Raw genomic sequence first — 11,994 nt, 5'->3', positions numbered from 1 at the left:
GTTGTCACTGCCGATCCGTCACATCGGGCCCACCGTACGCGAGTTGTCGCCGCGATTCGGACCGGGTGGCCGAGGCCGCGTCCGTGGTGATGCGTTCACGGGCGGATGTCGTACGGGGTGCCCGCGCGCAGGCTGAGGGTGCGGTGGGCGCCGGGCCAGCGGACGGTGAGGGTGGTGTCGCGCGCGGCCCGCAGTGTCGCCGCCGACAGGGCGCCGCCCGCCCAGGCCAGCCGCTCCACGGTGACGGCGCCATGGGCACGTAGCCCGCTGACCGTGCCGTCCGGCCAGGCGGGCGGCACGGCGGGGAGCAGCAGCAGCTCGGAGCCGCGGGACTGGACGAGCATCTCGGCGATCGCCGCCGTCGCCCCGAAGTTGCCGTCGATCTGGAAGGGCGGGTGGGCGCACAGCAGCGAGGGGTAGACCCCGCCGCCGTCGCTTTCGGCCTCGACGGGCCGCAGCATCACCCCGAGCAGCCGGTGCGCGGCGGCCCCGTCGCCGAGCCGCGCCCACAGGGCGGTCTTCCAGGCGGTGGACCAGCCGGTGCCCTCGTCGCCGCGCAGCTCCAGGCTGCGGCGGGCGGCGGCGCGCAGCCTCGGGTCGGTGAGGGTGCGGCCGGGGTGCAGGCCGACCAGGTGCGAGACATGCCGGTGGTGCGGCTCGGTCTCGGGGTGCTCGGTGTGCCATTCCAGCAGCTCGCCGCGGCTGCCGACGCCCGGCGGCCGGAGCCGGCGCAGGGCGGCGGTGACCGCGGCGACCAGCTCCGGGTCGGCGGCGGGGCCGGCCTCGGCGGCGGATTCGGCGAGGAAGCCGAAGAGTTCACGGGCGAGGGTGAGGTCCATCGTGGTGGAGCGGTCCACGGACGCGGGCCCGTCCGGGGTCGCGAAGCGGTTCTCCGGCGAGGTGGCGGGGGCGGTGATCAGGTGGCCCGCGGGGTCGTCGGGGTCCTCGTGCAGCAGCCCGAGCAGGAAGCGGGCGGCCTCGGCCGCGGCGGGCCAGGCGCGGTCGCGCAGGAAGCGGCGGTCGCGGCCGTAGCGCCAGTGCTCGGCGAGGTGGAGGCTGAGCCACGCTCCGCCGAGCGGCCAACTGGACCACACAGGGTCGTCGTTGCCCTCACCGACGGGCCATGTCGCCCGCCACAGGTCGGTGTTGTGGTGGCAGGTCCAGCCGTCCGCCCCGTACAGCTCCCGGGCGACCCCGCGCCCGGCGTCGGCGAGGTCGGCGACCAGGTCGAGCAGCGGGCCGTGGCATTCGGGCAGCGCCGTGGACTCGGCGGGCCAGTAGTTCATCTGGGTGTTGATGTTGACGGTGTAGTCGCAGTGCCAGGGCGGGGTGACGGAGTCGTTCCACAGCCCCTGGAGATGGGCGGCCTGCGTGCCGGGGCGTGAACTCGCCAGCAGCAGGTAGCGGCCGAAGTCGAAGAGGACAGCGGCCAGTTGCTCGTCGCGCGGCCCGGCCTGCGAGGCACGCAGCCGTACGTCGAGCGGCTCCGCGCCTCCCCGGCCGGCGCCGAGCCGCAGCCGTACCCGGCCCATCACGGCGGCGTGCGCGGCCGCGTGCGCGGGCAGCAGGTCGGCCCGGCCGCGGGCCAGGGCGACGGCTTCGGCGGCGCGCGCGAGGCACTCCTCCGGGTCGGTGCGCGGGGCGCGGTTCCAGGCGGTGAAGCCCGTGCGGACGTCGACGAGGATCGTGCACCGCGCGGCGTCACGCACCCGCAGGCTCCCGTCCGCGACCTCGACCGTCCCGCCGCCGACCGCCGCGCCGGCAACTGGTCCGCCGCCGACCGCCGCGCCGCCGACCGTCCCGCCGCCGACCGCCGCGCCGGCAACTGGTCCGCCGCCGTCCGCGGCGTCGTCGCCGGGGTCGCCATCGCCCGCGTCGCCTTCGCCCGGGTGGCAGTACACGTGGGCGAGCGCGGCCGCGGCCATGCCGCCGTCGCCGTGCTCGACGACCGGGCGGTGATCGGCGTCGTCGCCGACGTGCGAGGGGGCGTGCAGCAGCAGCGCGAGCCCGCAGCCGTCCACCGCCCGTACGTCATGCCGGAGTTGTGGGGTACGCCAGCTCAGCTCCGCCGTGAGGCGGCCGCCGGGGGCGTGCAGGCCGATGACGAGGAGCCCGGTGGCGGCGTCGGCGAAGACGGTCTGTTCGACCCCGTCCGCGACATGCCGCGCCACGCCCAGGCCGAGGTCCAGCTCGCGGAAGCGGAAGGCCCCTGATCCGCCCCCGCCCTGCCGGGCGACGCGCAGCACCAGGTCGCCGACGGGCTGGTACGCCTCCGCGCCGCGGCCCTGCGCCGCCTTGAGCCGCTCCCCCGCGGCGGTGTGCCGCCCGGCGCGCAGGTCGGCGCGGACGTCGTCGAGCAGGCCCGCGGGCACGGCGGGGTGGCCGGCGGGCGGCGGACCGGACCAGAAGGTGTCCTCGTTGAGGGAGAGCCGCTGGTCGTGCAGCGGGCCCCAGATCATCGCGCCCAGCCGCCCGTTGCCGACGGGGAGCCCGTCGACCCAGCGCGCGGCCGGGCGGTCGTACCAGACCGGCGAGGACGGCTCCGGCGTCACGTACACGGCAAACCCCTGCCCACATCAGCTCCCCAGCCGCGGCGAGCCTACCCCCGTGATCCCGGCGGGGGCCATGGCGGAACCCCCGCCGGGATCACGTCGACGCGCTGCTCAGGCGCCCGGACGCGCCAGCAGCAGCTCGGTGTTGTGGTCCCCGGCCGCGCCGGTCTTGGCGGCGGGCGTGGCGTAGGGGTCGTTGTAGGACAGCTCGCGGTAGAGCGCCGCGAGGCCCCGCTCGGAGGTGTCGCCGAAGTCGGTCGCGTAGGGCGCGGCGGACTCGATGAGCGTGGTGAAGAGCGACAGCGTCCCGTCGCCGTTGTCGGCCACCTCGATGACGCGGGCGTGCTGCGGGAAGTCCACGTGCGAGGCCGTGTTGATCTCCCAGAAGGACCGCTCCGCGACCGCGTGCGCGTGCGGGGTGATGAGGTTGGCGTGCGTGTGGCCGTTGACCCAGCCGAGCACGTTCGGGTAGCGCTGGAGCAGGGTGACCAACTCGGCGCCGCTGTGACGCGCTTCGAAGAGGTTGTAGGGGTCGGGCAGCGTGTTGCCCATCGTCGTGCTCGTGTGGTGGCTGAAGACCAGCACGTACTGGTCCTGCGAGCCGCGCCGCACCACGTTGCCGTCGGTGTCGTACCAGTGCGTGCTGTTGCCCTGCAGCACCGACTCCAGCCACTTCAGCTGCGCGGTGCCGATCGAGCCGTCCGCCCAGCCCGCCCGGTTGGTGGTGTCCAGGCTGATGCCGAGCACACCGGGGGCGACCGGGAAGGTGTAGTAGAGCTTGCCGCTGTCTGCGGCCGACTGCGTGAAGCCGTGGCCGTACGGACCCGAGCCGGTGTAGGCGGAGTTGAGGTGCGCGGCAGCGAACTGCCTGGGAGTGAAGGGCGCCCGGCGCGCGTCCGGGGTGACCTTGCGGACCGGGCCGGACGCGAGGAGCTGGCCGAGCAGCACGATCGCGCTCGCCGGGTCGTGCTGGATGGCGTCCGCGAGCTTGGCCGCGGTCGCGGAGTCCAGGCCCTCGATCTTGTTGCCGCCGGTGTAGAGCGAGTTCAGCAGGCCGAGGTCGGGGAGGGTGCCCTCGATGCTGTCGTCGTGGTTGCCGACCGTCGTGTACCACGGGGTGCGCAGGCCGGTCGCGGTGAACGGGCGGCCCGCGGCGCTCAGGAAACCGGGGACCTGCGGGAAGCCCTTGGCCTTGTAGTCGTCCTGGAGGGACGACTCCGGGTTCCAGTAGTTCGACGAGTTGGAGTTCTGCACACCCTCGTAGCGGCTGGTGTCGCCGGTCGACGGGGTGATCGCGCCGCCGCTCATCACCGACAAGTACCAGTCCAGCTCGACCAGTTCGTGGTTGTCGGTGTTGTCGCCGGTGGCCATCACGAGCGAGAAGGGCTGACCTGTGTACGGGCCGCCCGCCAGCGCGTTGACCCGGTCCACGAGGGAGGCCGCGCCGCGTACGGTCAGGGTCTCGTGCGGGCGGTACGCCGAGTCGATGAAGGGCGCGAGGTACTCGAACCGCACGGGGGACTCGGTGTCCGCGAGGTGCAGGTCGGTGAACTGCACGAAGGAGGCGAGGCCGGTGCGGCGGTCGTCGCGCCCCGCCGCGCCCGCGGCCAGCTCCGTCCGCACCACGACCGGCCACCCCGGCCCTGCCGCCAGTCGCACGTACGGGCCCGCGCCCGCCGGGGTCGCGACCTGCTCCAGCGTGGTGCCCGCCACCCGCACGGCCCGTGCGGCGGTCGTGGCCTGCGCGCGGTCGTACGCGGCGGCGGACGCGTACGGGCTGTCCGCGAGGCTCAGCCCCGCGGCGACCGCCGCGGCACCACCGAGGAACTTGCGCCTGCTGTAAGAGGCCATGCCGAACTCTCCTGACGCGGTCGGGGATCGTCCTCACCCCCCGCCTACCGGCGGGTAATTTCCGTGCGCCAGCATCATGGCACTCGCTGGCCATGACGTGAACACGTCCTGACCAGGTGCGGTCGGTTTCCCCCACGCCGGGGGAAGCGGCCTTGCGCCCGCGCCGCCGGGCGAGCGTTTTCAGGGTGCGGCTGGACCGCGGGGCAAGCGTCTTCAGGGGCGCGTGGGGGTACCTCCCACGCGCCCCTGAAAACGCTCACCCGCGCGGCACACGCAACGCGCGGCCCCCGAGCGGTTACCGCTCGAAGGTGAAGCCCCGGAGACCGGCCCCGCCCCGGATCGTGAGGGTCAGGTCGTGGACGCCCGGCGGCGGGGTGAGGGGCACGCTCACCGAGGTCCAGGTGTAGCGGGATCCCGTCGCGGGGATCGTGAGCGTCCCCAGGAGCGACCCGGAAGCCCGCACCTCCAGGGCCCCCTCGCCGGAGGCCAGCGCGACCTCCGCGGTGAAGGTCAGGGCCCCGTCCAGGTCCGCGGCGCGGTAGACGAGCGTGGCCTCCCCCGCGGACGCGACCGCGTCCCCCGCCGAGCGCGTCGCGTCCACGAGCTGAGCCCCCTCGTGGTCGTCGAAGTCCACCGCCGCGACCCGCCGGCCGACGACGGTGCGCGGTGCGGGCGGCGGCCCGACGACGGTCAGCGGCGCCCCCAGCGGGAGCACCCCCGCCGACCGCCCCGCAAGCACCTCGTACGCGCCGGGCTCGACGGCGAAGGCGCCCTCCCGTACGGACCAGTGCGCGAGCGCCTCCGCCGCCGCCAGCGGGAAGGTGAGCCGCGCGGACTCGCCCGCGGCGAGGCGGGCCTTGCCGTACGCGGCGAGCTTCAGGAGCGGTGCCTCGTACGTCCCGGCGGCGCACGCCCGTACGTACAGCTGCACGGTCTCGACGCCCGCGCGCGTACCGGAGTTGGTGACGGTGACGCTCGCCGAGAGGGTGCCGTCGCGCTCGACGGAGTCGGCGGAGAGGCTCAGGTCGGAGAGCGTGAAGTCCGTGTAGGACAGCCCGTGCCCGAACGGGTGGAGCGGCGCGGCCCGGTGGTACTGGTACGTCCAGCCCGCCTTGATGATGTCGTAGTCCAGCCGTTCGGGCAGCGGGTCGTCCGAGCGGTACCAGGTCTGCGGGAGGCGGCCCGCGGGGTCGGCGGCGCCGAGCAGCACGGCGGCCAGCGCGTGCCCCGTCTCCTGCCCGGCGTGCGAGGTCCACACCACGGCCGGGACGTGCGCCTCGGCCCGGTCGACGGCGTACGGGTAGCTGCTCATGACGACGAGCACGGTCTCCGGCCGCACGGCGGCGACGGCCTCCAACAGCCGCTCCTGCGTGGGCGGGAGGGTGATCCCGGCGCGGTCCTGGGTCTCGCGGCCGTTGATGATGGGGTCGTTGCCGAGGACGACGACGGCCACGTCCGCCCGCGCCGCGGCCTCCACCGCCTGGGCGATCCCGTCCCGGACGACGGTGAGCGTGAAGTGCTCGGCGTCCTCAGCGCGTTCGGCGGTCATCGCGACCGCCCCGGTCGCCGCGTCGACGACCGCGTACCGCCCGCCGTGGATCGCGCGCAGCGCCACCGCCCCGCCGTCGCCGACCGGTTCCAGGCGGAAGGTCTCGTGCACGTCCCACCCCGCGGGCTGGACGCGGTCGGCCGCGAGTGAGGCGTCCGCGTCGACGAGCCCGGCGTAGCGCCCGGTGCGCACGTTGCGCAGGGTGAGCACCCCGAGGTCCCAGTCGAAGAGGTCGAACAGCGCGGCACCGGAGACGCCGCCGACGCCATCGGCCACCGCCGCGTCCGGCCCGGCGGCGTCGACGGCAGCCCCGGAAGCACCGGCGCCGTCCGCCTCGTCATCGTTTCCGGCGGCGGCAGAGACCGACAGCCGGGCATCCGCCCCGAAGGCCCCGAGCAGTCCGCCGGTCGAGCCCGCCCGCAGCACGACGCGGTCCACGCCCTCGATCGCCTCGGTGCTGCCGCCGACCGCCTCGACGGCCTCGCGCAGCCCGTCCGCCGCGGTCACGCGGTACGGCATCGTGCCGCTGTACCAGTCCTCGAAGAGGCTGTCCGCGAGCGGCCCGACGACCGCGACGCGCTTCCCGTCCGCCGCCAGCGGCAGCAGTGGGCCCGACCCGCTTTCTCCCGCAGCGTTCTTGAGCAGCACGACCGCCTCCGTCGCGGCCCGCAGGGCGAGCGCGCGGTGCTCGGCGGAGTCGACGGCCGACCAGGGCGTGTCCGCGTACGGGCCGCCGTCCGGGTCGAACTCGCCGAGCCGGAAGCGGATCGACAGCTGCCGGCGCACCGCGCGGTCGATGTCGGCGGCGGTGAGCAGCCCGCGGTCGACGGCCTCGGTGACGCGGGCGACGGTCACGGAGGAGTCGTCGCCGTGGTCGGTGAAGCTGTCGATGCCGGCGAGCAGCGCGGCGGCGTGCGAGACGGCGTGGTCGTCGAAGTAGTGCTCGTCCTCGACGAGGTTGGACGGCGCCTCGGCGTCACTGACGACGTACAGCTCATTCCCCGTGGGCTCGGCCCACCGCCGCAGCTCGCTCTCCAGCAGCGGAGTGACGTGGCAGGGGCGGCCGTTGAGCAGGTTGTACGCGGCCATGACGCCGGTCGCGGAGCCCTCGGCGACCGGCTGCCGGAAGGCCGCGAGGTCGTACTCGTGCAGCACGCGCGGGCGTACGCCGGAGGAGGTGGTGGTGCGGCCGTCCTCGTTGTTGTAGGCGAGGAAGTGCTTGAGGACCGGCGCGGTGCGCAGCCGCTCCGGGTCGTCGCCGGCCAGGCCGCGGCAGAAGGCGTGGCCGAGCCGCGCGGAGAGCAGCGGGTCCTCGGAGTAGCCCTCCTCGTTGCGGCCCCAGCGGGGGTCGCGCAGCAGGTTCACGACCGGCGCCCACGCCTGGAGGCTGATACGGCCCTCGCCGATGGCCGGGGCCCGGTGGTGGTGGTACGCGCGCAGCTCGGTGCCGGTCGCGGTGGCGATCGCGTGCAGCAGTTCGTCGTCCCACGTGGCGCCGAGGCCGACGGACTGCGGGAAGACGGTCGCGGGGCCGAGCCAGCCCACGCCGTGCAGCGCCTCGGTGCCGGTGCGGAAGGCGGCCACGCCCAGCCGCGGGATGCCGGGGGCGTACTGGTGCAGCATCGCGATGCGCTCGCCGGGGGTGAGCCGGCCGAGCAGGTCGTCGATCCGCTCGGCGAGCGGCAACGACACGTCACGGAAGGGCAGTTGCCGCACGGCGGGGTCCGCGGGCGGCTCGGCGGGCAGCTCGGCGGGCACGGAGACGGTACTCACAGCGGAAAACCCCTTGCGGTGTGCGGCGTTGGGCCGCGACTGGAGAAGGACAGGGCAGGCCGTACGTGGGCAGTGCGGGTGCGGGCAGCACCGGGAGGGAACGTGCGGGTGTGCGGTCCGGGGCGGCTCCGGGACGGGCGGACCGCCGGGCGTCGCGCACGCGCCGGGCAGCACGCGGACACACACCCGAAGTGAAACGCTTCGACGCTGACATGCGGATCGGGACCGTGTCAACCATGTCACGAGGATTGATCACCGAAGTCTCTGAAACCCCTTACTGTGCCCGCTTCACCGGCTTTGACCAGCCGCAATCGTCCTGACGTGGACGAAGAGGCGAACGCGAAAAAGTTTTTGCACAACCACTTGTCGAACGTGTAGGCCGTCGTTACTCTCGCCGCAACGTCGAAGCGCTTCGATTGATGCGGACGGCATCCCCTCTCGCTGCGACGCCCAGGATTTCTCCCACCTGCCTTGCACGACGCTCGTCACGGAACCTCTCAGGCGAAGGGCCGCCCCATCATGAGCATCGAGTTGAACCGCAGATCCTTTGTGAACGGCGCGGTCGCCGTCGCCGGAACCGCCGCGCTGTCCCCGCTGCTCGCCGCGTGCGGTGGCGGGGGCAAGAACAGCGAGACCAAGCGCAAGGGCGGCACGAACAGCAAGAAGGGCGCCGCCGCGGCCCTTCCGACGTACGTGCCGAACAACGCCGTCCAGGCCGACATCCCGTCGGCGACCGGCGCGGCCGGGGCGGTCACGGACCCGGGCTTCCTCAAGTACCCGTCCAGCCCGGCGAAGTCCGTCGCCGTGAAGCCCGGCGCGGGCGGCGAGTACACCACGCTGACCCCGCTGTGGGGCACCATCCCGTCGGCGGACAACTCCTTCTACAAGGCCGTGAACGAGGCGCTGGGCGCCAAGCTCACGATGAAGCCGGCCAACGGCGTCACGTACGACACGACGATCACGACGCTCACCGCCGCGGGCAAGCTGCCCGACTGGGTTCAGCTGCCTGGCTGGTGGAACTCCAACTTCAAGGTCGGCGAGCTGTGCGGCACCCAGCTCGCGGACCTCACGCCCTACCTCGCGGGCGACAAGGTCAAGAAGTACCCGAACCTCGCGGCGCTGCCGACCGGCGCGTGGACGGCCGGCATGTGGCAGGACAAGCTGTACGGCATACCGAGCTTCTCCACCGGCTTCGGCCTGCCCGGCCAGTTCTTCTACCGGGCCGACATCTTCGAGGCCAAGGGCATCAACCCCGACGACGTCAAGTCGGCCGACGACTTCATGAGCCTCGGCAAGGAGCTCACCAACGCCAAGGGCAACGTGTGGGCCTTCGACGACGTGTGGGCGTACATGTTCCAGATCTTCGACTTCGCGCAGAAGTTCGTCGTCACCGACGGCAAGCTGGTGCACAAGTACGAGCAGCCGGAGCTGCTGGAGGCGCTCAACTGGTGCTACAAGCTCGCCAAGTCGGGCTACATGCACCCGGACGCCCTGGCCGGCAACAACAACGACGCCAAGACCCGCTTCTACGCCGGCAAGGCCCTCATCAACGGTGACGGCACGGGCGCCTGGAACGAGGGGGACGCGCAGGCGGGCGTCGCAGCCGACAAGAACTACCGGCGCGGGTCGTTCAAGCCCTTCTCGGCGGACGGCACCAAGGCGCCGCGGCTCTTCCTCAGCGCCTCGGCCGGCGAGTTCAGCTACCTCAACATCAAGCTCAAGCCGGCGCAGATCGAGGAGTGCCTGCGGATCGCCGACTACCTCGCGGCGCCCTTCGGCTCGCTGGAATACCAGCTGGTCAACTTCGGCGTCGAGGGCACCGACTTCACGATGGGCGCCAACGGCCCGACGCCGACCAAGTCCGGCCTGGCCAACGTCCAGGCGCAGACGTTCCCCTTCCTCGCGACCGGGGTCAACGTCATCAACAACCCGGACTTCCCGCAGCTCACCAAGGACCGCTGCGCCTGGAACGCGGAGGCGGCCAAGTACGCCTACAAGCCGGTGTTCTGGAACATGAACATCACCGTGCCGCAGCGCTACGCCACCGCGGACGCCGGGCAGGCCGTCGAGGACACCATCAAGGACGTCTACCACGGCATCAAGCCGGTCTCGGCCTTCCAGGACGCGGTCAGCACGTGGAAGGGCAGCGGCGGCGGCGACGCGATGGTCGCCTGGTACCAGTCGAACGTCCTCGACAAGCTCGGCACGGGCCAGTAAGGGGAATCCGACCATGGCCTCGACCGTCGCCGACCAGGGCGAGGACGAACAGCAGCACCCGGGCGGCGGTCCCGAGGGCGGCGGCGCCGGGAAGCCCTCCCGGCGCGCCGCCCGGAGGCAGGCCCGGCAGGCCCTCGCGGCCCTGCCCAACCAGAACCGGCTGACCTGGCGCATCCGGCTGCGTCGCGACAAGTCGCTGATCCTGATGACGCTGCCGGCGATCGCGCTGCTGATCGTCTTCAGCTACCTGCCGCTGTTCGGCACCATCACCGCCTTCCAGTACTACGACCCGCTGGACGGCATCCGCAACAGCGAGTGGGTGGGGCTGTACCAGTTCCGCCAGCTCTTCGGCGACCCGCTGTTCTGGCACGCGCTGGAGAACACCCTCTACATCAGCGCCGTGCAGCTCGTGCTGTTCTTCCCGATCCCGATCCTGCTGGCGTTGCTGCTCAACTCCGTCCTCAACTCCCGCCTGCGGTCGGTCATCCAGGCCATCACCTTCCTGCCGCACTTCTACTCGTGGGTGCTGGTCGTCACGCTCTTCCAGCAGATGCTGGGCGGCGCGGGCCTGCTCAACCACTTCCTGCGCCAGCACGACATGGGCACGTGGGACGTGATGACCAACCCGCACACCTTCTCCCTGCTGGTCACCTCGCAGGTGGTGTGGAAGGACGCGGGCTGGGGCATCATCGTCTTCCTCGCGGCGCTGTCGGCCATCGACCAGAACCTGTACGAGGCCGCCGCGTCCGACGGCGCGGGCCGCTGGCGGCGGATGTGGCACATCACGCTGCCCGGCATGCGCAGCGTCATCGTGCTGATGCTCGTCCTGCGGCTCGGCAACACGCTGTCGGTCGGCTTCGAGCAGCTGCTCGTCCAGCGCTTCGCCGTGGGCCACGACGCCGCCGACGTCCTCGACACCTTCTCCTTCTACTACGGCATCGGGACCCAGAACTACAGCTACGGCGCTGCCGCGGGCATCTTCAAGAGCGTCATCTCGCTGCTGCTGATCTGGGGCGCCAACAAGCTGGCCCACCGCTTCGGCGAGGACGGACTGTACCGGAAATGACCACTCTCACCGCACCCCCCGCGCGGGTGGCCGCCCGCCGGCGCAATCCGAACCGCCCCTCCTGGGAGGAGCCGCCGTCCGCGGCCGGCCAGGGCGTCAAGGGCCTCACCCTGGGCGCCGTGGTCCTGCTCATCCTGCTGCCGCTCTACTGCGTGATCCTCACCAGCTTCTCCACGCCGGGCGCGATCAACCGGGCCGGCGGCCTGGTCATCGTGCCCGACGGGCTGACCCTCGACGCGTACACCACGATGCTGCGCGACAGCACCGTCCGCCAGTCGCTGGTCGTGACGCTGGGCATCACCGTCGTCGGCACCGCGATCTCGATGGTCGTGTCGATCCTGTGCGCGTACGGCCTGTCCCGCGCGCGCTCGCTCGGCCACCGCTTCCTGCTGCTGCTGCTCGTCGTCACGATGTTCGTCAACGGCGGCCTGATCCCGACCTTCCTGGTGGTCAACGGGCTCGGGGGCCTCGGGCAGTACTGGGCGCTGATCCTGCCGAGCGCGGTGAGCGTCTTCAACATCCTGGTGCTGCGCAGCTTCTACTCCAACACCGCGGGCGAACTCATCGACGCGGCGCGGATGGACGGCGCGAACGAGTGGCGCATCCTGTGGTCGGTGGTGCTGCCCACCTCCCGGGCGGTCACCGCCGTCATCTCCCTCTTCTACGCGGTCGGTTACTGGAACACCTTCTTCAACGCCATGCTCTACATGCCGGCCGACCACGAGAAGTGGCCGCTGCAGATGGTGCTCTACGAGTACGTCAACCGGGGTATGAACATGCCGGGCCAGGTGAACAGCGGCTTCGGCGTCGCCGGCCACTCCCAGACGGCACCGCTGTCGCTGCAGATGGCGGTCGTGGTCCTCACCCTGCTCCCCATCACCGTCGTCTTCCCCTTCATGCAGAAGCACTTCGCCAAGGGCATGCTCACCGGAGCGATCAAGGGCTGATGCCGCCCACCCCAGACAGGGCCGGTCCCGCGCGCCCCT

6 protein-coding genes are annotated in these 11,994 nt (G+C 72.4%); 3 read left to right on the top strand and 3 right to left on the bottom strand.

Translation table 11 applies throughout. The features are described from left to right. Positions 1-95: 95 nt before the first annotated feature. The 3 genes from IH54_RS46160 to IH54_RS0114485 all read right to left on the bottom strand — a co-directional run bounded on the left by IH54_RS46160 (position 96) and on the right by IH54_RS0114485 (position 7,725). Entirely contained in the window at positions 96-2,558 is a 2,463-nt protein-coding gene (locus IH54_RS46160; protein WP_052397428.1) for a glycosyl hydrolase family 95 catalytic domain-containing protein, read from the bottom strand. Between the two features lie 105 nt (positions 2,559-2,663). Next, entirely contained in the window at positions 2,664-4,403 is a 1,740-nt protein-coding gene (locus IH54_RS0114490; protein ID WP_031516688.1) for a TIGR03767 family metallophosphoesterase, read from the bottom strand. A gap of 295 nt (positions 4,404-4,698) precedes the next feature. Beyond that, positions 4,699-7,725 (bottom strand): glycoside hydrolase family 3 C-terminal domain-containing protein, encoded by a 3,027-nt coding sequence (locus tag IH54_RS0114485; RefSeq protein WP_420711750.1) that lies wholly within the window; start codon positions 7,723-7,725, stop codon positions 4,699-4,701. Positions 7,726-8,244: 519 nt separating this feature from the next. Between IH54_RS0114485 and IH54_RS0114480 the strand changes: the two genes are divergently transcribed. From IH54_RS0114480 to IH54_RS0114470, 3 genes are read left to right on the top strand one after another with little or no spacing between them, the layout of a single operon-like run. Beyond that, positions 8,245-9,942 carry a hypothetical protein gene (locus tag IH54_RS0114480; protein WP_063762297.1) on the top strand — a complete coding sequence of 566 codons (1,698 nt, stop codon included), beginning with the start codon at positions 8,245-8,247 and terminating at the stop codon, positions 9,940-9,942. A 13-nt stretch (positions 9,943-9,955) separates the two neighbouring features. Then, positions 9,956-11,008 (top strand): ABC transporter permease, encoded by a 1,053-nt coding sequence (locus IH54_RS0114475; RefSeq protein WP_107060174.1) that lies wholly within the window; start codon positions 9,956-9,958, stop codon positions 11,006-11,008. After that, on the top strand, positions 11,005-11,955 hold the full coding sequence (locus IH54_RS0114470) for a carbohydrate ABC transporter permease (protein WP_031516680.1): 951 nt from the start codon (positions 11,005-11,007) through the stop codon (positions 11,953-11,955). Before IH54_RS0114475 ends, IH54_RS0114470 begins: the two co-directional genes overlap by 4 nt. The last annotated feature ends 39 nt before the right edge of the window (positions 11,956-11,994 follow it).

The organism is Streptomyces sp. NRRL F-5123, assembly GCF_000721495.1.
Classification (GTDB): Bacteria; Actinomycetota; Actinomycetes; order Streptomycetales; family Streptomycetaceae; genus Actinacidiphila.
This window is presented reverse-complemented; position numbering and strand designations above follow the sequence as displayed.